This window comes from Tenacibaculum jejuense, from assembly GCF_900198195.1.
In the GTDB taxonomy this organism is placed as follows: domain Bacteria; phylum Bacteroidota; class Bacteroidia; order Flavobacteriales; family Flavobacteriaceae; genus Polaribacter; species Polaribacter jejuensis.
The window spans coordinates 3,158,292-3,181,059 of the sequence record NZ_LT899436.1; the positions used below are offsets into that span (position 1 = coordinate 3,158,292).

The window sequence follows — 22,768 nt, forward strand, 5'->3', positions numbered from 1 at the left end:
TTTATTTTCTTTGCTCTATAAACTGTACGTAATCGTTATTTTTTATAGACATTATATATTTTTTACTTGCTATTTTAATTCGCTGTAAATCTTTCACATCACCATTTGTAAAGAAACCACTTTCTGTAACTGGAACAGGATTAAAATCACCTTTCCCATCACCATGCAATAGTAATCCGTAACCTGCATCGTTTCTAGGTGTTTCTACTTCTGAATTATGTAAATTCCCTGCGATTAAAATGTCTTTATTACCATCATCATTATAATCATCTACAAGAATTTGATTAATACTCGACAACTGTGCTTCTACAGGAAGTTTTTTTATCTCGAATTTTCCATTCTTATTTTCTAAATAAATACTGGCAAATGATTTTACTTGGTAATGCAACGAGTTTTCTAAATTCTTTTTCCCATAAACATCAATTAAAGTTGCTCTAGAAAACTCATCATAATTTTTAAATTTCTTTTTTATCCCAGGAACTTGTTCAGAAGAACATTGTCTTCCTCTTACAGGATATTGCTTTCCTTTATTGTAATAACTTAATACGATATCTGACTTTCTATTTTTATCAAAATCTTTCATGTAGATATCAAAAGTTTCATCTTCAGTAGCTTTATATTTATAGTTTAATCCGTTGTTTCCTAATACAAAATCTAAATCTCCATCATTATCGAAATCACCAGAAGCAATACTCCACCACCAACCTGTAGTATCTTTTGATAAACCTAATTTTTCGGAAACATCTGTAAACTTTCCTTTATTATTTTTAAACACTTTTATTGGCATCCATTCGCCAACAATGATAATATCGTCCCAACTATCATTATCAAAATCTACAACTAAAGCACTAGTTGCCATTCCTAAATCTTGAAAACTAGCTGCGATATTCTCTGTAACATTATTAAATTGAACTGAAGTATTTGTAGATGTATTCTCGAGAATAAAAGAAGATGTTGGCATTGGATATTTCCCTGCTAATTGTCTTCCTAAAACTAAAACATCTTGTTTTCCATCTTTATTAAAATCAATTTTATACGCTTTAGAACCACTAATTTTTAATTCTGGAATTGATTTCGATTTCGAGAATTTTCCATTTCCATCATTTATATATAACCTATCTATAAACCTCTTAGAATCTGAAGAAAATTCGTAACCTCCACTAACTACATATAAATCTTGATCTCCATCATTATCAGCATCAAAGAATAAAGTTCCTGTGTCTTCTGATAATTCATCTTTTTTGAAAATTGTGGTTTTATCTTCTTGAAAACCATCTTTATTTTGAATAAATAATTTTGCTGATTTTCCGTAAGAACCTCCAATGTAAATATCTTCTAAACCATCGTTATTTACATCTGCAACCCCAACAGCTGGGCCTAAAGTCGACATTTTATGCGGTAACAAAACTTGAGTTTGAAAATCGTCGTGTTCGTTCTCAAAATGTTTGATTTCTTTAGATAATTTTTGATTGGTAGTAAATGATAAATCTGTATTTTCTTTACTTGATTTAACTTTTACTACTGCTTTTTCTTTACTAAAAAATAATGTTTGGTTGGATTTTATATTTTTTACAACCTCAATATTTTTTGTGTCCCAAATAACTTTTGCACTATCTATTTTTGAAATATTTCCTAACCCGAATAATAATTCTGGAGCAACTGAAGATTGAAAACCTCTAGTTAATGTTAACTCTTGAACTTGTTTTTGATTTTTAGTAAAAACGTGGACTCTCGCATTTATTCCGAAAGGATTTTGATGACCTCCTTTAAGTTTCACTTTTAAGAAGTTATTTTTTTCAGAAGCATTATTCTTAAAAATCGTGGCAACCTCATCGATATTATTCACAACTAAATCTAAATCTCCATCATTATCTAAATCTCCATAAGCTACACCATTTGAAAAACCTTTATGTTCAATTCCCCATTCTTGATTGACTTTTGAAAATTCTAATCCGTTATGATTTTGAAACATAAAATTATCAATCTTCTCACTTGGTATTTTTTTTGTTTTATCTAATAAGGTAAGATTATCGTATTTTTCATCTCCAATACTATTAAAGAAATCTTTATTATTTACTTCTCTTCTTGTTCCATTTGTGATATATAAATCTTTATAACCATCGTTATCAAAATCAGCAAATAATGGAGCCCAACTCCAGTCTGTAGAAGAAGTTCCGGTTAAACGCGAAACATTAGAAAATTTTGGGATTCCATTTTCAATATATCCAGAATTTAACTGTAAGCAATTGTGCATATACTGATAATGAAAACCGTATAAAACTGTTTCATAAAATAACCTTGGATTCATACTAGACATGTTGGCTTTTTGACGACGATTATCATCAGAATCCATATCTGCCTGAAAAACATCCATAAAACCATCGTTATTGATATCTGCAATATCGATTCCCATACCATAAAAAGCTGTTTGTGAAGTAGCTTCTTTGATCACTTCTTTAAAAGTTCCATCTTGATTGTTGATGTATAAGAAATCTGGCACACTATAATCATTAGAAACATATAAATCTGTCCATCCATCATTATTGATATCTGAAGCTGTAATTCCTAATGAAAAACTATAGTTCTGAACTCCGCTTTCTTTAGAAATATCAGTGAATTTTCCATCATCATTTCTATACAACCTATCTGATTCTTCAGGTTTAATATTTTCCATACGATGTTTGTACACCATATTTGAAGTTGAAGGATGTGCTCTTGGATAGTTAGCTATGTACGCATCTAAATCTCCATCATTATCATAATCGAAAAAAGTAGCTTGTACAGAATTCCCTGCATCAGCTAAACCATATTCTTCAGCTTTTTCTGTGAATGTATTGTCTTTATTATTGACAAATAATTGATTTTTTGTATCACCATCGATACCTGAAACGGAACAATAAATATCCATATAACCATCGTTATTGATATCGATCATTGTAGTTCCTGTATACCATCTATTATCTCCAGAAATTCCTGAAGTATCTGTAATATCTTCGAATTTTAAATCACCTTTATTTAAGTATAATTTATTAGAAACTTGATTTCCTGTAAAAAAAACATCTAACAACCCATCATTATTAATATCCCCAATAGAAATTCCCCCTCCCATATAAATAGAGGTATAAGTGAAATAATTTAATTTTTCTGTTTCCTTTAAATCATTACTAAAATTAATATTTGTATTCTTAGACGCTATCTTAGAAAACATTTTAAAATTTTTCTTTTTTTCAGTTTGATTTTTACATCCTACTAATAGGATAACAAGAAAAAAACTCAGAAGACTTCTCATAAATAAATGACAAATAAATAATTAATAAAGCAGCATGAAAAACACACTGCTTTACTAAATTTAGATTATTAATTCAAATACAATCTACAGCTATGATATTTTATCAGGATTAATATCCTGGATTTTGATCTGCATCAGTAAGCTCAGTATTCTTATCAATTTCAGTTTGTGGAATCGGGAACAAATTGTTTTTAGATGTGTATCCAGTACCAGCTAATTCAGTAGCTGCTCTACCCCATCTTACTAAGTCCCAAAAACGTTGGCCTTCGTGAGCTAATTCTAAGAATTTTTCATTCACAATAGCATCAAATAAATTGCTTCCAGCTGTTGCAGGGTCTATATCTGCCAATCCAGCTCTTTGTCTAACTTTGTTTAACTCAGCTCTAGCTGCTGGGTCATTTCCTGCTTGATTATAAGCTTCTGCAGCTAATAATAAAACCTCTGCATAACGGAATAAACGGAAATTAGTTGTGTAATTTAATTCACGAACTCCACCATCACTTGTATCTTCAGATCTAGTTGCATATTTTAAACGAATAGCTCCTTCATAATCCCAAATTGTCCCTCCTGGTGCAACGGCAGCGTTCACTCCACCTCCAGCAGCAGCAAGTTCCGCTTCAGTCATTAAAGTTGCTCTTTTCCTAACAACATCACCACTAGCATCAAATGCCATAGCTAATTTATTTGTTGGTAAATTGAATCCCCAACCGTTTAATAATCCGATAGAATTAACATTAAAAATCCCATCTCCTCTAGGTCCCATTAACTGGATGTGTAGATTACTTTCGTTTCTACCTCCCCAAGCAATATTTCCCCAGTCTCTCCCTGTAGTTGAAATATATCCTAACTCTAACAATGATTCTTTTCCAAATTCATTATCAACAGACCAAACGTCAGCTGGAGTAGCTTCTAAATCGTGCGCTGGATCATTAATTACTGATTCAAAAAATGGAATAGCTTGATTGTAATTTCCTTCGAACACTAAAACTTTACCCATTAACGCCTGAGCAGCTCCTTTTGAAACTCTAAATGCATCTGAAATACCAGATTTTGATGGTAAGAAATCAATAGCATCATTTAAATCAGCTTTGATCTGAGTATAGATTTCTGCTTGAGTTGACTTTCCTATTGCAAAATCAGAAGCACTTGTTGGTAACTTTAAACGTAATGGAATATCTCCAAACATAGTAGTTAGCTCAAAATAACACCAAGCTCTAAAGAACTTAGCTTCAGCTGCTGCTCTATCTTTATTACTTACAGTAGTACCTTCCAAGCTTTCAATTACTAAATTAGATAAGGCAATAGTTCTATAATATAAATCCCAAATACTCTGTATTGAAGAATTTGATGTAGATACATTTGCATAATCATCGATATCTTGTAATTGCTGTTGATCACTTGAGTTTCCTCCAGCAGCATTTGCATCATCTCCTGGTAATAACTTCACCAAAAATGCACTATGCCAATCTCTAGCATAATTAAACTGCATTAAATCATAAATTCCAATAACAGCTTGCTCAACATTACCTTCTTCTAAAAAGAAGGTATCAAGATCCTGAACATTTTCTGGAGGATTAGTCGTAAAATCCTCGCTACATGCAATAATTCCTAAGCAAATAAATGCTAATCCAAAAATTATTTTTTTCATTTAATTAATTTGTTTGTTAAAAATGATTAAAAGTTAACCGAAAATCCAAAAAGCGCTCTTGCGGCAGTTGGATAAAAACCTCTATCTACACCTGTATCGTTAAAACTGAAGTTACCTACCTCTGGATCTAAACCGTTATATCCAGTAAAAGTGAAAAAGTCATCTAAAGATACGTATAATCTTACTCTATTCATACGTAATTTGTTTGTAAAACTTTCTGGTAATGTGTAACCTAATTGAATTTGTTTAATTCTCATAAAAGAACCATCTTCTACAACTAAATCTGTATCATATGAATCTAAGACAGGCGTTCCTGGAGCTGGAAATCTAGCATCAGTATCACCTGGACCAGTCCATCTTCCTTCAAAAAATTGAATTGGTTTATTGGTAATCTGTCTTGAAGGCTGGTGATATGTTGCAAAAATTTCATTTCCGATAGTACCTTGAAATTGTATATTGAAATCAAATGACTTGTAACCTAATTTGATATTACCTCCAAATAAAATATCTGGGTGAGGTGAACCAATAAAAGTTTTATCTGCATTATTGATAATACCATCTTCATTAGTATCTACCTTAATCACTTGACCGGTTGCTGGATCTATACCATCAGTTTTAAATCCATAAAAATACCATGCTGGAAATCCTTCAGAGAATCTAGTAACACCATCATCATTCTGTGGAGCTCCCGCTCCTATCAAACCAGCTCCCTGTGGTAAAAATTTAATTTCTGTAACTTCATTATCTAAGGTAGATAAGTTAGCATTTATTTGATAACTAAAATCACCCGAAGTAGTATCAGAATATCCTATCTCTATTTCAAAACCTTTATTTACAACTGTTCCTGCATTAAACGGTGCAAAAGGAAATCCTGCTGAACCTGGAGTTATTAAACTTCCGTCACCTACAATAAGATCTCTTGTTGTTTTTTGATAGTAATCAGCAGATACATTTAATCTATTTTCAAATGCACTTGCATCAACACCAAACCCTAGTTGTTCTGAAGTTTCCCAAACTAAATCTGGATTTCCAAAAGTTGTGATTTGAGCTCCAATATTACCTAAATAACTTAATGTAGCACCATTATCTTCTGTAGTTATCGCTGTAATTCCAGTACCGACTGGCAATCCGTTTTTATTACCGTTTTGCCCCCAACTTGCTCTAACTTTAAGAGTGTTAACTAAGAAATCATCTGCCCAAAAATCTTCTTTAGAAACTACCCATCCTGCTGAAAACGAAGGAAAAACAGCTGACTTGTTATTATCAGTAAATTTATCTGATTTATCGCTTCTTACTGTAGCTTCAAATAAATATTTTTCATCGTAATCATAAGATAAACGTCCATACATAGAGACTAAATTATCTCTAAAAGCTCTATTTATTGGTGATGCTGGATCAAAAGTAAAAGCAGATGAGTTAGAATTGAATCCTCTAAATTGATCTACTGGTGCAGAAAAACGTCTTGTCGTAAAAGTTGGTCTTCTACTTTGTTCTGCTGAAAAACCTGCTAATAATTTAAAATTATGATTTTCAAAAGATTTTTCGTAAGATGCGAAATTTTCCCATAACCATCTACTAAAACGAACCTTTTGTTCACTTAAATTGTATTGTGTATTTGACGCTTCTGAAGTCACGTAATATGCATTGGTCGTAGTTTTATTTAAGAATAAATTTTGTTCTACACCATATCTTGTTGTAAAATTTAATCCTTCGATTATTTTTGCCTTTAAATATAATGTTGACAAAAACTGACTAGTACTACTAATATTTTGTTGGATATCATTGGCAAATGCTACTGGATTTAAAACCTCTCCAGTTGAATATGTAGGATACCCGTAAACATTACCGTTACTATCTCTTAAAACTGGTACTCCATTATCTGCAGATCTTTGAGTTACACTAGCTGGAACATTACCTGGTTCATATGTCACTGGAGTTAAAGGATCAATTATTAACATGTTCTGAATAACACCTCTTGTATCACTATTTTCTGGAATTCCTCTTCTTTTGATGAATGCTGCATTCGCATTCGCTCCTGCTTCTAACCATTCTGTTATATCTGATTTAATATTTAATCGCATCGAATTTCTTTGGAAGTTTGAATTATCACCTCCCACGATACCATCTTGATCTGTGTGTCCAACAGAAAAATAGTAAGACGTACTTTCAGTTGCTCCAGACATACTAAAATCGTAACGTTGCATAAAAGCTGAATCAAAAGTTTCTTCGATCCAGTCTGTGTTTATACCGTTGTCTACCACTGTAGCATTTCCTCCTTCATTTAAATATGTCACAAATTGTTCAGCATTCATTAACTCCATTTTGTTAAAATAATACTGCATACCTAACTGTGAACTAAAAGAAAACTGAGGACCACCTACACGTCCTTTTTTAGTAGTTACAATCACAACTCCATTTGCTCCTTCTGTACCATAAATCGCTGCAGATGCACCATCTTTTAAAACTTCAATATTTGCAATATCTGAAGGTGCTATATTATCAATTGTAGTTACCTTCATTCCATCTACAATAAATAAAGGACTAGAATTACCACTTGAACCCGTACCTCTAATTCGAATCTTAGTTTGTGCACCAGGAGATCCAGAAGATGCAGAAACTGTTACACCAGAAGCACGTCCTTGTAAAACCTGATCTACACGTTGATTCGAAACACTTTGTATCTCTTTACTATCTATACTAGAAATAGCACCGGTAACTAAGCTTTTCTTTTTAGTACCATAACCTACTACCACCACCTCTTCTAATGTACTCGAATCTTCTTCCAGACTTACATTGATAGTATTTCTACCATTTACTGCGATTTCAATCGTTTTATAACCTACATAACTGAAAATTAAAACATCATTTGATTTAATATCATTTATGGTATATTTTCCATTAAAATCTGTCTCAGCCCCTCGAGTAGTACCTTTGACTATAACATTAACCCCAGGGAGTGGGCCGGAGTTGTCGGATACAACTCCATTTACATTTTGTGCATTTAAGCCAAATGTTGATATCAGCATAAATGTTAGCAAGAAAAACGAAAAGATATTTTTTTTCATATTAATAAGTAATTTGGTCATTTTTTGATCAAAAAGCAATTTCAAAACATATTAATTATCATAATATCAATTTGTTTTGATACACTTTTAACTGCAAAAATTATTGTTTAAGACAAAAGTATATTCAATATTAACTAAACGTTAATATAATTTTGTCATTCATTAATAATTTTTTAATATTATTGACTATTAAAAATTACAAACAACGCAAAAACACATACAAATTTTTACAAAATGAATAAAAATATACACAGAGAGATCACTCAATTATCTCCTTCAGACAGCTTTCTTGTTTACTATAGAATAAAAGACGATTTTGATTTCCCTATTCACTTTCATCCTGAGTATGAATTAAACTTTATTCACAAAGGATCTGGTGTTAGACGTGTCATTGGCGACCATATTGGTGAAATAAATGATTATGAACTTGTATTGGTAGGCCCCAACCTACCACATTGCTGGGAATTGCATAATTGTAAAGAGAAAGAAATTCATGAAATCACTATACATATACATAATGATTTACTAGACGAAAAACTATTATCTCGAAGAGTTTTTAAATCTGTTAGAGACATGTTAAATAGATCTATTCATGGAATTTCTTTCTCAGAAAAAACCATAAAAGAAATTATGCCTAGACTACTAGAACTCCCGAAAATATCTGGAATAGATTACTTTTTGGAATTTATTTCTATACTACATGACTTATCGATATCTAGAAACCAAAAATTACTATCCACTTCTTTCTCTAACTATAACGACTTTGAAAATAGTGAAAAAATTAAAAAAGTATACGAATACATTCAAAATAATTTTAACAGAAAAATATCACTAGATGAAATTTCTGAACTTGTAAATATGACACCTGTTTCTTTTAACCGATTTATTAAAAAACGAACCGGAAAAACCTTTGTATCTTACATCAATAACACTAGAGTAAGTTACGCTAGCAGACTATTGCTAGAAACTGATTTAAGTGTCGGTGAGATTGCTTACAAATGCGGATTTAACAACCTTGCTAACTTTAATAGAATGTTTAAAAAAATAAAAAATAATACACCTAGTGAATTTAGATCAGAATTTAACGGGATTCAAAAAGTATTGTAATACTTTTTTATCATTTTAATAACACAAAAAAGTTAATTAATTAAAAAAAATACCAAACTTTGATCATTTGAGTAAACAAATCAAAGGTTTTCTATTATAATTTTACATCACTTTTCTAAAACTATAGATTACACATGAAACATCACCTAAGAAAATCAACAATATATTGTATATCTGCATTATTTCTTTTCGGATGTTCCAATAAAAAAAACAACAACTCAATGATTGATACTAAAAAAGAAACCATTAAGGAAAAAGTAGATTCTTTACTATCTAAAATGACTTTAGAAGAAAAGGTAGGACAAATGAATCAATACAATGGTTTTTGGGATGTTACCGGACCTGTTCCAGAAGGAGGAACTGCTAAAATCAAATTCGAACATCTTAAAAAAGGATGGGTTGGATCAATGTTAAATGTTAGAGGAACAGAAAACGTAAAAGAAGTTCAAAGAATCGCCGTTGAAGAAACTAGATTAGGAATACCTTTAATCATTGGATTTGATGTTATACATGGCTACAAAACATTAAGCCCAATTCCTTTAGCAGAAGCAGCCAGCTGGGATTTACAAGCAATAGAAAAATCTGCTAGAATAGCTGCTATAGAAGCATCAGCTTCAGGAATAAATTGGACTTTCGCACCTATGGTAGACATATCAAGAGATCCAAGATGGGGAAGAGTTATGGAAGGCGCAGGTGAAGATCCGTTTTTAGGAGCTAAAATAGCAAAAGCCAGAGTTCAAGGATTCCAAGGTGACGACTTATCTAAAAACAATACTATTGCCGCTTGTGCTAAACACTTTGCAGCTTATGGGTTTTCTGAAGCTGGCCGTGACTACAACACTGTCGATATCGGAACATCAACACTATACAATTCTGTATTACCACCATTTAAATCCGCTGTAGACGCAGGCGTAAAAACACTAATGAATTCTTTTAACGAATTAAACGGTGTTCCTGTTACCGCTAGTAAGTTCCTACAGAGAGATATACTAAAAGACAAATGGGGTTTCAATGGGTTTGTAGTTTCTGACTGGGCTTCAATAAATGAAATCATTATTTGGGGACATGCTGAGAATAAAAGGCAAGCTGCTAAATTAGCATCAACAGCAGGATCTGACATGGATATGGAAGGATACGTTTATGTTCGTGAATTAGCACAATTAGTAAAAGATGGTATTGTTAAGGAAGAAATCATAGATGACGCTACTAGACGTATTTTAACTGTAAAGTTTGAATTAGGTTTATTTGATGATCCATACAAATATTGTGATCCTGAGAACGAAAAACAAAATATAGGAAACAAAGAACATCATGATGCAGTTTTAGATGTTGCTAAAAAATCTATTGTTTTACTTAAAAACGAAAACAACCTACTTCCACTTAAAAAGAATGGTCAAAAGATTGCCCTTATTGGTCCATTAGCAAATGAAAAAAACAGTCCTTTAGGAAGCTGGAGACTCGGATCTGACGATAATACAGCTATTTCAGTTCTTGAAGGAATGCAACAATACAAAGGAAACACCCTTTTATTTGAAAAAGGTTTAGATTTAATAGAAGGTGAAGCATCTTTCACTCAACATGTGAACATCAACACAACAAATAGATCAGAAATTAAAAAAGCGGTAAACACAGCTAAAAATGTTGATGTAGTAATTATGGTTCTTGGAGAACACGGATTTCAAAGCGGAGAAGGAAGAAGTAGAACTGAATTAAATTTACCTGGATTACAACAAGAATTACTTGAAGAAGTATACAAAGCAAATAAAAATATTGTTTTAGTACTGACTAACGGTAGGCCTTTAACTATAGAGTGGGCAGACAAAAACATCCCAACAATTGTTGAAGCATGGCAACTAGGAAGCCAATCAGGAAACGCTATTGCAAGTGTTCTTTACGGAGATTATAATCCAAGTGGAAAACTACCAATGACTTTCCCTAGAAATGTAGGACAAGTACCAATTTATTACAACTATAAAAACACAGGTAGACCAAAAGAAGAACCTAACGTTTTTTGGTCGCACTACATAGACTCAAAAAACACTCCTTTGTACCCGTTTGGTCATGGTTTAAGCTACAGTACTTTTGAGTACAGTAACTTTAAAGTTCATGGTAGCAGTTTTAACATAAATGACTTTATAAAAATTACAGTAGACCTAAAAAATACTGGAGAATTTGATGGAAAAGAAGTTGTTCAGCTATACATTAGAGATTTAGTAGGAAGCATAACAAGACCTGTTAGAGAACTTAAAGGCTTTGAACTTGTGAATCTAAAGAAAGATGAAACTAAAACCATAGAATTCAACCTTTCAAAGAAAGAACTTGGATTTTACAACAATGATGGTAAGTTCATCGTAGAACCAGGGAAATTCGAAGTATTTGTAGGTGGTAGTTCAGTTACAAAACTAAAACAAGAGTTTGAACTAACTAAATAAGAAAATTTAAATTAATTTGTTTGGCATAGTTTATGCTATATAAAAAGTACAGTACGGAAGACGTTCTGTACTTTTCTTTTTCATAGCAATTTTCCCACTCATACTTTTATGAGTGGGTTTTATTTTAAAAATCAACCCATAGAGTTCATCCTTACTGAAGCTTTTACCAAAGCCATAGCTCTTATTTTAGACATTTTAATATCTTTAGGCTGATGGTGCTTATTTTGAGAAACTAACTTAATATAACCCTCTCCTCTTTCTGATTTCTGAATATATTTAACGCTTATAAACTCCTCTTCTGCCACTTCAACCGAAATCAAATACATTTCCCCCCAGAAAATCTCAGAGTAAAAATCATAAATCTGCTTATAAGCAACAATATCTCCACTTTTCAACAAAGGATACATACTATCTCCCGTAACAAAAACAGCTCCATCACATTTCGGAAGATTAGGAATATTTAATGTACCAACTGGCTGCGTATCTCCATGAGACTGAAACAACTCCACCAAACCTGCAGCAGCTTCAACATTATACAAAGGAACTGATTGCTTTCTAATAGAATGATCTGTCTTTAATTTAAAAACATTATTTGCAACTACAACCTCATCCGTATTCATTGACAGATTTTCTCTAACCAACATACTCCCTTTTCCAGTCAACAACCACAACGAATCAAAATGGGGATAATTTTCAATTATTTTAGTTAACCATTTACTTTGGATATCTGTTTTATTATTAAAAGCCCTACTTAAAACTCCTTTACTTGCCCCTATCTGCTTTTCTAATGCTGTAATTTTAATATCCTCATGATCAGCTAAAATTTTTATCCTATCTATTGTACTCATAACAAACTTACTTTTATTTCCATATTCAACTATTATTCTATATATAATGTAACGAAAGGAACTTTTAAAACAAAAAAGTTTTTAAACCTACCTAAACTAAACTTACTTTTTAATCTTTTGAAGAATTTACGGGGGAAACACTAGCAAACTAAAAATTGAACCAAAAAAAGAAATAATTTTCTTCTAATTTCTTTTTTTGTTGAAAATTATCTACTATATTTGTCGTGTAAATAATTCCGAAGACAAATATATGTAAATATAACTCTTAAAAAAATATTTACACCCTAAAAATTGAAAATTATCTATAAACACAACAACTATGCTTAAATCTTAATGATTTATAAAAACTCATTAATTAAGGCAATAAATTCATTAAAAACTATCCAATTAACGAATGTATAAAATAGATTTATTATTAATAAAAAAAGATAATTTTCAACAAATTAAAAAACTATGAAGAATCAATTAAAAATTAACAACTCCTTAAAAATTAAAAATTATGAAAACACAAAAAAAACTAAGAAAACGAATAGAAGAATATGATTTAATGCTTTCCCAAAATTTTGACGATGAAATTTATGCTGCATTATTAAAAGACAAAAATGAAATTGAATTAGAACTTAAAAAAAACCAACAAAATGAGATTAAGAGAAATAGAAACTAGAATTAAAGAGTTAAGAAACGCTATTGCTTACAGTAGAAATGAGCAAAAAATTATGACTATCGGTGAAGGTATTTGCTGTAATCTTGAAATAGCTTCATGGTTTAGAGTACTTGATGGTCAGAGTTCACAGCCTAGATACACCATTAGCGAAATTGTTAATGACAAAGTACTGGATATAAACGACTGTATCATTGAAGAAAACTGGGTAAAACCTGAAATAATTTAATACAACTAAAAAAATAAGCTTATGAATACCTTAATTAACCTCGACACATTAACCGAACATCAATTAGCTATTGCTTTAGCTAAAAAACAACAAGAAAGAAAATTAGTTTATCAAAACAAAAGAGCTCAATTAGAAAAAGAAAATGAAAAGTTTTGTAATAAAACAGCAGAGAAATTTTCTAATCTTTCATCTCAATTAAAATTACTTAAAGAAGAAACCATTAAAGAAGCTAATAGATTATACAGAGAAATGTATAATTTAAATGGAAAAAAACCTAAAGATGTAAAATCATTTTCAAGGAAAAACAAAGAAGGAAACATCATGATAACAGTCGATTATCAAGAAAGAATTGAATTTACTGAAGAGGCAAACGTTCATATTAATGCTATCAAAGAAATCTTCAGAAACAAGTTTGCCAATCGAAATAAAGGTTTATACAATATTCTAGATGGTTTATTGATCAAAGGAAATAAAGGTGAGTATGACCCGAAACTACTTGCTAAAGCCCGTAAACAAGTAAAAGACATGGGAGACGAAAAACTAATCGAAGAATTTGAAAAACTAAGTGATTGTCAGCGTGTTTCAGGCTCATCTAAATACTGTAGAGTAAAGACTAGGGATGAAAACAATAAATGGAAAGATATTAATATTCAATTCTCTAGCTTGTAAATATGGAAAATTTTAGACTCATTATCATTGGAATATCATGCATTGCATTATTAATTACAGTAATCTTAATACAGTTAACCTCAATAGATGTAAGTATGTTACTAAAAATACAAGCAAATACAGCGATGGTTATGATTTGTGCTATCGTGATACATTTCCTCTTAGAAGAGAAAAACAGTAAGAAAAATCTATAAATAAAAACAAAATTGTATGATTCATTCATACTCAAAACCTCCAAAAAATAAAGATCTATGGCAAGAAATAACAATTTGATTGCATTAAGAAACCAAAAAGTAAAACAACGCTTCAGTCAAATTTCAACAAAATATCCAAAATGGAAATACGATGCAGTTTTAGAAACTTTATCTCTTGAATTTTTTATCAGTAAACGAACTATTTCTGCAATATTAAATAATGAAGGCGCTTATAAAAGCGCCTTTTTAAACTAGTTTAAAATATAATTAACAGCATCTACTTTTTTATAAATATTTGTAGAAAACGTTATTTTATAAACTGGCCTTTTATAAGTAGGGGTTAAATCTTCTTCAGCAGTTTGTGTTAAATCTGTGAAGAAATTACCAGATGTACTCTGTATAGACTCGACCACATTATCTATGGTAGACAAAATAGCAAGAGATAACTCCTGGTTACTAGCTCCTACTTTTGTATCTGTATTTTGTTCAAAAAAAACATATACATCTAAAAGTAAACTTCCCTCTAGTACATTAAGCACCATATCTTCGTAACTTATACTTCCAATAGAAATATAGGCTGCTGGAAAACTACTTAAATCATCACTGCTTTCTTCATCGAACTGACCTTTATATAGATCTATTTCATTAAATGTTCCCAATGCAGCTAACTTTGTAGATACTAACTCGTAAATTTCTTTTCTTACACTCATATTTTTATTTTTTTTAAAAATTATAAATCACCATACGGAGCATCAATAATAATATCTCCTTCTGGATTAAAATCTAATTGTTTTACTTCCATACCATCATATTCAAAATTTCTTCTAATCTGAGTAATAATATCTCTTGGATTTTCATCATTAAGCATATTAGAAATTCCTACTCCTATTTCTGGATACTCTTTATACTCTCCTTTCTGTGCCAAAATAATGTGTTCTTGATGCTGTAAAGTAGCGTCTGTGATTACAAAATCTCCATTTACTATTAATAGATCACCTGTTTCATCTAATTTAAAATCGTTCATATTTTTTTAGTTTAAATTCTGATACAAAGTTGCTTTAACTACATGGATTTTTAAAACGTAAAATCAACCATTGTAAATCAAAATACAACCATTGCAAATCAAAACGCAAGCACTGATAATCAAGTTGTCAGAACCTTAATTCTGTCCCATCTTTGCATCGTCAAACAACTCAAACGAAGTATAAAAACTATACTATTTAAGAGTCAACAAAAAGGCAGTTTTCCTCCTCTTATGAATGAGGAAGCTGCAAACCCTTCGGGGAAATCAAAAAGAAAAAGAATGAGAAAAATTACACACATTGTTATTCATTGTACTGCCACTGTATCAGGAAGAGAATTTTCAACAAAAGATATTGATTTGTGGCATAAAAAAAGAGGTTGGAAAGGAATAGGATACCATTATGTTATTAAGCTAGACGGAACTATAGAACAAGGACGACCTGAATACAAAATTGGAGCTCATGTTAAAGGACACAACAGAAACTCAATTGGCATTGTATATGTTGGCGGATTAAATAAAAGACTATCTCCAAAAGACACAAGAAACAGAAAACAAAAAAGAGCTTTAAAGAGTTTGCTATTAAACTTAAAAGAAAAATATCCACAAGCAGAGATTCTTGGACATAGAGATTTTTCGAGAGACATTAATAAAAATGGCATTATAGAACCTTTTGAATTTATAAAAGCTTGCCCTTGTTTTGATGCTCAAAAAGAGTATTGCGATCTATAAAAATATATGAAGAGAAAAATTAAGCTTTTAAGCTATTTCATATTTCTCTCTCTTTTAAGCAATTCTTGTAAAAGTTTTAAAAAGCTACCTGCAACACAAAAGACTATTAAGATTAAAGATTCTATCCACAGAGAATCTCACACAATAGACACCATTGTGATTGCGAGAAAAGCTGATACTGTAAAACTTAAAGAGACTATCAATAAACTTACTAAAGAAGCTATTGTAAAACGCTCTAAACACACACAATTAAGCATTAAAAGAGTAGGAAATACTATTGAAGCCGAATGTATAGCAGATGAACTAAAAGAACTTTTAGCACTACAAAAAGAAATTATAAGACACTATAAAGAGATTAACCAACATCATCAGGAAACTATAATTATACCCGAAAAATACATTCCTGAACTGTTGAAGCCTCTGATTTGGATTGGCGGTATTGTGCTACTGCTTTTCCTAGGAGGAACGATTATGAAATTTGTTAAACCAAAAATCCTATAAAAAAATGAATGGATTACCTAAAGTAAAAATTAATGTAAACAATGATGGTTTAGGGCAAGTTGCTCAAACCGAAGATGGCGTATCTGCTATGATTTTAACAGGAGTTTCTGTTGTAGATGGCGCTCAAATTGGAAAATCTTTCCAAGTATTTAGCTTAGATGAAGCTGAAGCTGCTGGTATCACAGCAGATGACAATCCTTATGCTTATAAACACGTAAAACAATTCTACGAAGAAGCTGGTAATGGTACTCAACTTTGGTTAATGTTAGTAGCTGACACTGTATCTATGGAAGATATGGTATCTGCTGACCAAGATTTCGCTAAGAAATTATTAGATGATGCCAAAGGAGCTGTAAGATTAATCGCTGTATCTAGAGAATCTTCAGGAACTGTAACACTTGCAAATGGTGTTGATGAAGACGTAGATAACGCAGTTACAAAGGCACAAACTCTTATTAAAGGTTACGCTAGTAAATACAAAGAAGCTTCAGTTATTATTGACGGAAAAGATTTTAATGGAACCGTAGGTGACTTAAAAGATTATACCGAATCTGATAAAGAGTTTGTTTCAATTTTATTAGCAAATACTGACGGAGGCAAAAACGCTGCTGTAGGGTTGTTATTAGGTCGATTAGCTAAAGATCCTGTTATGAGAAATCCTGGGCGAGTTAAATCAGGATCGCTACCTGCAACTAAGGGTTATTTCACTAACGAACAAGCTATTGAAGAGTTAGAAAACGCATGGGATAACATTCATGACAAAGGTTACATCTTCTTAAGATCTTTTGTAGGTCGTTCTGGATATTTCTTCAACGATGCTCCAACTTGTACTAACGGAAATGATGATTTAAACAACATCACAAGAGTTCGTACAATCTACAAAGCCAGACGTGTAGCTTATGATGTATTCGTAAACGAAATCTTAGATGAAATCCCTTTAGAGGCTAACGGAAAAATTGCTCCAGCTTTAATTAAGAGTTGGGAAGGTTTAGTTGATAATGCAATCAATTTAACTATGACTCAAAATGGTGAAATCTCTGCTGTTAGAACTTCTATTGATCCAGCTCAAGACGTATTAGCAACCAACGAAGTAAAAGTATCATTAGATATTTTACCTGTAGGATATGCGAAGTATATCACTGTTGAATTAGGCTTTACAACTAGCTTATCGTAAGCAACAAAAAATAACGTATTAACTTATTAATAATTTAAAAAATGACTTTTGATAGTAAAAGCCCTGAGTATCGTTGGGCAGACGTACAAATTGTAATGTTAGGTAGAATTCTTACTCGTGTTCGTGGAGTAAAGTTTTCCGTAAAAAGAGAAAAAGAATACTTAATGGCAAGAGGAGAAGATCCTCATGCGATTCAATACGGTAATAAAACTCCAGAAGGAGAATTAACATTATTACAAAGCGAAGTAGAAGCTTTACAATTATTATTATCTCCGGAAGAAGATTTAACAGATTTACCTCCATTCGATATTACTGTTTCTTTTGTAAGAAATTCTGCACCAGATAAAATTGCAACATACATGTTGAAAGGAGTAGAATTCACTGAAGATAACAGAGAATTAAAACAAGGTGATAAATTCATGGAAATCACTTTACCAATCATGTACTTACGCAGATTAGCTGCATAAACACCAACACTCGGTAATTAGTGTTTGTGAACAAAAGATTAGTTTTTTAGCTAGTGTATTTGTTTCATTCTTCAGGAGCAGGGCTAATAATAAGCTCTTTATTAGAAAGCCTTGCTCCTTTCTTCAACAAACATCTTTTTACCAATGAATTAGATTCAAAACACAAATACTTTAAAACTATAAACATTTACAATTATGAAAATCAATAAAGAACAAATCAACAGCTGGAAGCAACAACACGGAGAAGTATTCGAAGTAGCCGTAGACGGAAAAAAGGGTTACTTAAAAAAACCAGACCGTAAAACACTTTCATATGCAATGACAAATGCGCAAACAAACCCATTAGGTTTTGCTGAAGTAGTTCTAGAAAACTGTTGGTTAGGTGGAGATGAAGACATTAAAACTAATGATAGTTTATTCTTCGCAGCAGCAGGTCAAATTGATAAACTAATCGAAATAAAAGAGGCTGAGCTAAAAAAGTGCTAGAGGGTGCCAAAGGGGACCCGAAACATAACTGGATTACTTATGTAGATACACTTATGCAGTATCACTTGAATATTGAACCCTCTGCCCTAACTGATAAACAGTGGGCAGAGAAGTTCAAACAACTTGAAGATATTAGACAAAAAGAAGCTAAAGCCGCGAGTTAAACTATATCATAACCATGGAAGAATTAATAAAAGTATTTAAAAATCTTACTTCTACAATTGGAGATTTAGATAAGGGCATTAACAATGCTTCTAAAAACACTGTTACATATCAAGAACATTTAGATGATTTAAAGAGTGGATTTGATGATATTCAAAAAGCAGTTGAGAAAACCTCTGATGCTTTTAAACCTCTTGGAGAAGCTATTAGCAAAACCATAGAGCCACACGTAAAAAAGGCTAAAGATTCTTTTGGAAAACTAGCAGAATCTGCAAATAAACGATATGAGGAAGCTACAAAAAGAATTACTGATTTCTCTTCAAGAGTTAATGAAAAGTATGAAAAAGTACTAAAAAGCATCAACTCTAGAACACAGGTAATCTTTAGCAAAATACAAAATAGGTTTTCTGACTTATCTAAAATTACGAAACCCTATATTGATGATTTTAAGGAAAACTTAATCACTTTTGCACGTGTCGCTAACAAAAACTTTAATGTAGTAGCTAAATCTGTTGAAAATTTAGGTAATAAAATTAAATCAAGCTTTAGAAAAGCTTACACAATTATAGATTTTAGAACACAAAAAGTTTCAAAATATATTCAAGAAAAATTTTCGATTCTATCTAATAAACTTAAACCTCACATAGATAAAATTAAAAATGGATTAAATACAATAGCTGATACTGCAAAAAAGAAATATAATCTTGCTAGTAAGACTATTATCGATTTTGCAAGTAAAGTAAACAAAAAATACGTAGAGACGTTAACTAAGGTTCAAAAAAGAATAAACAGCTTTACTAAATTTTTACCTAGTAAAAGTCAAATACAAGATATCGTAGAAACTTTTGGTTCTGGTATAAAAAAGATTGCCAATTCATCTGTTAATATTATTAAAAAGGGATTAGGTGATTTAGGAAATGCCGCTAAATCAAGGCTCAACTCAGTATCTAACTTACTAAAAACAGCTGCCATAAACCTTGTTATACTTAGTGAAAAAACATCAAAAAAATTACAACTTTTAGGCAATGCTTTAAAAACAGTAGGAGGACGATTAGTATCGTTGGCTAACAAAGCTTTAGGAGCTGCAAAAAAAGCAGCATCAGCTGTAAAAAAAGTACTTCAATCACCTTTTAAACTGATTAAAACTGTTGTTGAAAAGTACGGAAAGTTTAAAGAGAAATATGAAGCATTTCAAAAGAAGTATGCAGTCCCTTCTTTAAATTTCAAAGGTGTAAAAGGAAAGCTAAAGTCAGCTTATGACAGTGTAAGTAAGTTTGTGAAAAAATTTGGAGATAAAAAGAAACTGGATAATCTGAATAAGCTCTACAAAAAAGAATTTAGCAGAATTACTAGTGTATTTAAACCAGTCGCGAATAAACTTATTGATTTTGCTACCGAATTTGTAAAAGGTTTCAAAACAATATCTAAAGCCGCCGAGCCAATTATTAGTATGATTGTTAATCTTGCTGGAACTATTGGAGGCTTCTTAAGAGCAATGTTCGGACTTAAAGAAGGAACTTCTGCTGCTGCCGGAGCAATAAGTATTTTCAAAAAAGTATTAGACTTCTTAGTAACTCCGATTTCATACATCGCTTTAGGTTTAAATACTTTATTCGAAGTTTTAAAACCTGCCGCACCAATTATTGGAGCTGTCGCTGGCGCTTGGTTAATTTGGAATATAATTATGGGCTTAAGTCCAATCACATGGATTGTTCTTGGAATTGTAGCTCTAATTGCAGTAATAGCTGTTGTTATTAAATACACCAAAGGATGGGCGACAGCATGGCAAGGATTTAAAGATATACTTAGTGCCGTTTGGAGTCAGTTAAAAGAGAACTTTAGCTTCTTTATAGATTCTATTGTGTACGGTTTTCAAAAAGCTTGGTATAACGTTGTTGATTTTGGACAAAGAGCTATTCAATATGTAAAAAATGTTGGCGCAGCTATAAAACTTGCATGGGATGGAGATTTTTCTGGAGCACGTGCTAAGCTGAATGAAAAAATAACAACCGAAGCTGAAGTAAAACTCAAGAAAATTGAGGAAGAAAGACAGCAAAGAGTAAATGATTTTAAACAAAAAACTGCATCAAATGCTTTACAAGTACTTAATGGAGTTAAAAAGATGGGAAGTCTTTCTTTTGATTCTAAAGGTTTAAAATCTGATCTCAAAAAAATGCAAAAAGGGTTCAAATTCCCTGATAAAGCACCTAATAGTTCAACAACAAACAACACTACAACTCAAGGTATAAATAACATTACTGATGGTGGTAAAAAACAAACCCACATCAATGTTCATTTCGATCGTTTAATAGAAAATATGGTGATTCAATCTCAAAACTTGGAAGAAGGCACAAATGAAATGGAAGATGCTGTAACAGTTTCATTATTAAGAGTATTAAATTCAATAAACCATATGCAAACAAATGATATAGCATGATAAATATTTTTAAAATTAGAGAGTTTGTTGAAAAAGCTCATAACAAGTCTGGAAAAGAGTTTGATAAATCTTTATTAAAACAAAGTATTACCAATAAAAACAGTATCGGAACTGCTAAAATTGGAAGAACTCATTTAGGAACTCCATTTTTTATGGATGTTGAAATTGATAAAACGCGACTACCTAATGAACCTCTTTTAACCTTTAGTACTCAAAAAAGAATCATACAAACTGTAGTTGTTGGTAGTCAAAACAGAGGAACTGTTAAAGAACTGATTAGTGCTAATGACTTCAAAATTAAAATTGAAGGAGTTTGTATAGAACCAGGAAAACGAGAATATCCAGTAAATCAAGTAAACCAAATTATTGCTTTATGTCAAAAACAAGAAGCTTTAGAATTTAATAATGAACTAGGAGAATTACTAGGAATTAAAAAAATCGTAATTACTGGGTATAATATAGATAAGATGCAAGGTCAACCTTATTCACAGCGATATTCTATTGACGCTATAAGTGATGATGATTTCTATGCAGAATTAAACAATAGAGAGAAACAAAACGTATTAAGTTAAGCTATGTTTGTATTAGATTGTAACATTAAAATAGGCGACTACACCTTTAAACGTGTGCACGATGTACAAATAGTCAAATCTGTTGATTTACTATCTGATACTGCTGTGATTAAAATGCCTGCCAGCGCGTTTTTTGACTCTGGTAATAAAACCAAAGAGCGCAAACAGTTGGAAAATGAAATTAAAGTGGGAATGCCAGTAAGCATTACTTTATCTTATAAAAATGTATTTGAAGAAGAAGAATTTACTGGATTTGTAAGACACGTAAGACCTAAAAATCATATTGTACATATAGAATGTGAAGACGCTGTTTATCATATCAGAAAAACAAGAATCAATAAAAATTTTAAAAAAACAACACTAAAAGAGGTTCTTGCTCATATTCTTGATGAAACCAACAATAATCAAGAAGATGCTAATATTGAATTAGGCGGAAATATTCCAGATGTAAACTTTGAAAAATTTGCCATAAAAAGTAAAAATGGCGCACAAGCGTTAAAGAAAATCAAAGACGAGTATGGTTTATCTATTTTCTTAGATGATGAAGGAAAACTTCATGCAGGATTAAGAATGGATATTAATCTAGGGAAATCTTCTAGTTATCATGTGCAAAAAAATGTAGTTAGCCACGATTTAAAATACGTTAAAAAAGAAGATGTAGAGCTTTATGTTAAAGTAATTGGAGTCCAAAAAGATAACACAAAAATTGAAACTGTTGTTGGAGAACAAACAGGCGAACAACGAACACTCCATTTCTATAATTTAAAGTCTGAAAAAGAATTAAAAAAACGTGGAGAAGCTGAATTAGACAAGTTAAAATATACCGGATACCGTGGAGATTTAACAAGTTTTTTAATTCCATATACCACACGTGGAATGGGGGTTTCTATAACTGATAATAGATATCCTTCAAGAAACGGACAGCAAAGTAGTGAAACTTCAAATGCTACATCATCTAAAAATAAACCTGTAGAATATTTTGTTCCAAAAGTTACAACAACGTTCGGTCAAAATGGCGCTAGAAGAAAAGTTGAACTAGGAGCAATTATTCTTCCTAAAGATAAAATTGGATAA

General features: G+C 31.4%; 20 protein-coding genes. 14 read left to right on the forward strand and 6 right to left on the reverse strand.

The genetic code is table 11. The features are described from left to right. Position 1: 1 nt before the first annotated feature. The 3 genes from AQ1685_RS13910 to AQ1685_RS13920 form a co-directional block, all read right to left on the reverse strand. Complete coding sequence (locus tag AQ1685_RS13910; protein WP_231970194.1) at positions 2-3,208, reverse strand: VCBS repeat-containing protein; 3,207 nt, start codon at positions 3,206-3,208, stop codon at positions 2-4. Between the two features lie 190 nt (positions 3,209-3,398). Beyond that, the gene (locus AQ1685_RS13915) at positions 3,399-4,937 is read right to left on the reverse strand and encodes a RagB/SusD family nutrient uptake outer membrane protein (RefSeq protein ID WP_095073125.1); all 1,539 of its coding nucleotides are present in this window, start codon (positions 4,935-4,937) and stop codon (positions 3,399-3,401) included. A gap of 26 nt (positions 4,938-4,963) precedes the next feature. Beyond that, positions 4,964-8,002, reverse strand: coding sequence for a SusC/RagA family TonB-linked outer membrane protein (locus AQ1685_RS13920; protein WP_095075082.1), 3,039 nt, complete (start codon positions 8,000-8,002; stop codon positions 4,964-4,966). A 234-nt stretch (positions 8,003-8,236) separates the two neighbouring features. Between AQ1685_RS13920 and AQ1685_RS13925 the strand changes: the two genes are divergently transcribed. Both AQ1685_RS13925 and bglX read left to right on the forward strand, forming a co-directional pair. Then, the gene (locus AQ1685_RS13925) at positions 8,237-9,109 is read left to right on the forward strand and encodes a helix-turn-helix domain-containing protein (RefSeq protein ID WP_095073127.1); all 873 of its coding nucleotides are present in this window, start codon (positions 8,237-8,239) and stop codon (positions 9,107-9,109) included. 134 nt (positions 9,110-9,243) lie between these two features. Further along, on the forward strand, positions 9,244-11,541 hold the full coding sequence (gene bglX / locus AQ1685_RS13930; RefSeq protein ID WP_095073129.1) for a beta-glucosidase BglX: 2,298 nt from the start codon (positions 9,244-9,246) through the stop codon (positions 11,539-11,541). A gap of 131 nt (positions 11,542-11,672) precedes the next feature. Here the strand turns inward: bglX and AQ1685_RS13935 are convergent, their stop codons facing one another. After that, entirely contained in the window at positions 11,673-12,389 is a 717-nt protein-coding gene (locus AQ1685_RS13935; protein ID WP_095073131.1) for a S24 family peptidase, read from the reverse strand. 499 nt (positions 12,390-12,888) lie between these two features. Between AQ1685_RS13935 and AQ1685_RS13940 the strand changes: the two genes are divergently transcribed. From AQ1685_RS13940 to AQ1685_RS13955, 4 genes are all read left to right on the forward strand, one after another. Continuing rightward, the gene (locus AQ1685_RS13940) at positions 12,889-13,053 is read left to right on the forward strand and encodes a hypothetical protein (protein ID WP_157730232.1); all 165 of its coding nucleotides are present in this window, start codon (positions 12,889-12,891) and stop codon (positions 13,051-13,053) included. Then, entirely contained in the window at positions 13,028-13,279 is a 252-nt protein-coding gene (locus AQ1685_RS13945) for a hypothetical protein (RefSeq protein ID WP_095073133.1), read from the forward strand. The genes AQ1685_RS13940 and AQ1685_RS13945 overlap by 26 nt, the downstream gene beginning before the upstream one ends. A 21-nt stretch (positions 13,280-13,300) precedes the next feature. Then, entirely contained in the window at positions 13,301-13,948 is a 648-nt protein-coding gene (locus tag AQ1685_RS13950) for a DUF3164 family protein (protein WP_095073135.1), read from the forward strand. 251 nt (positions 13,949-14,199) lie between these two features. Beyond that, positions 14,200-14,397, forward strand: coding sequence for a hypothetical protein (locus AQ1685_RS13955; protein WP_095073137.1), 198 nt, complete (start codon positions 14,200-14,202; stop codon positions 14,395-14,397). On the opposite strand, the gene AQ1685_RS13960 is transcribed toward AQ1685_RS13955, so the two are convergent. After that, on the reverse strand, positions 14,394-14,852 hold the full coding sequence (locus AQ1685_RS13960; RefSeq protein ID WP_095073139.1) for a hypothetical protein: 459 nt from the start codon (positions 14,850-14,852) through the stop codon (positions 14,394-14,396). The two genes, AQ1685_RS13955 and AQ1685_RS13960, sit on opposite strands and share 4 nt — an antisense overlap. 20 nt (positions 14,853-14,872) lie before the next feature. Beyond that, positions 14,873-15,166 (reverse strand): oxidase, encoded by a 294-nt coding sequence (locus AQ1685_RS13965; RefSeq protein WP_095073141.1) that lies wholly within the window; start codon positions 15,164-15,166, stop codon positions 14,873-14,875. Positions 15,167-15,445: 279 nt separating this feature from the next. On the opposite strand from AQ1685_RS13965, the gene AQ1685_RS13970 reads away from it, so the two are divergent. The 8 genes from AQ1685_RS13970 (at position 15,446) to AQ1685_RS14005 (ending at position 22,768) form a co-directional block, all read left to right on the forward strand. Beyond that, the gene (locus tag AQ1685_RS13970) at positions 15,446-15,895 is read left to right on the forward strand and encodes an N-acetylmuramoyl-L-alanine amidase (RefSeq protein WP_095075083.1); all 450 of its coding nucleotides are present in this window, start codon (positions 15,446-15,448) and stop codon (positions 15,893-15,895) included. A 6-nt stretch (positions 15,896-15,901) separates the two neighbouring features. Beyond that, positions 15,902-16,396 (forward strand): hypothetical protein, encoded by a 495-nt coding sequence (locus AQ1685_RS13975; protein WP_095073143.1) that lies wholly within the window; start codon positions 15,902-15,904, stop codon positions 16,394-16,396. A 4-nt stretch (positions 16,397-16,400) separates the two neighbouring features. Next, positions 16,401-17,570, forward strand: coding sequence for a DUF2586 family protein (locus tag AQ1685_RS13980; RefSeq protein WP_095073145.1), 1,170 nt, complete (start codon positions 16,401-16,403; stop codon positions 17,568-17,570). A gap of 41 nt (positions 17,571-17,611) precedes the next feature. Further along, the gene (locus AQ1685_RS13985) at positions 17,612-18,037 is read left to right on the forward strand and encodes a hypothetical protein (RefSeq protein WP_095073147.1); all 426 of its coding nucleotides are present in this window, start codon (positions 17,612-17,614) and stop codon (positions 18,035-18,037) included. Between the two features lie 195 nt (positions 18,038-18,232). After that, a complete protein-coding gene (locus tag AQ1685_RS13990) occupies positions 18,233-18,523 on the forward strand; it encodes a hypothetical protein (RefSeq protein WP_095073149.1) in 291 nt (96 codons plus the stop codon). Positions 18,524-18,701: 178 nt separating this feature from the next. Continuing rightward, a complete protein-coding gene (locus AQ1685_RS13995) occupies positions 18,702-21,122 on the forward strand; it encodes a hypothetical protein (protein ID WP_095073151.1) in 2,421 nt (806 codons plus the stop codon). Continuing rightward, positions 21,119-21,694: a DUF6046 domain-containing protein gene (locus tag AQ1685_RS14000; protein ID WP_095073153.1), complete on the forward strand. Its 576-nt coding sequence runs from the start codon at positions 21,119-21,121 to the stop codon at positions 21,692-21,694. The genes AQ1685_RS13995 and AQ1685_RS14000 overlap by 4 nt, the downstream gene beginning before the upstream one ends. Before the next feature lie 3 nt (positions 21,695-21,697). Then, positions 21,698-22,768: a late control protein gene (locus AQ1685_RS14005; RefSeq protein ID WP_095073155.1), complete on the forward strand. Its 1,071-nt coding sequence runs from the start codon at positions 21,698-21,700 to the stop codon at positions 22,766-22,768.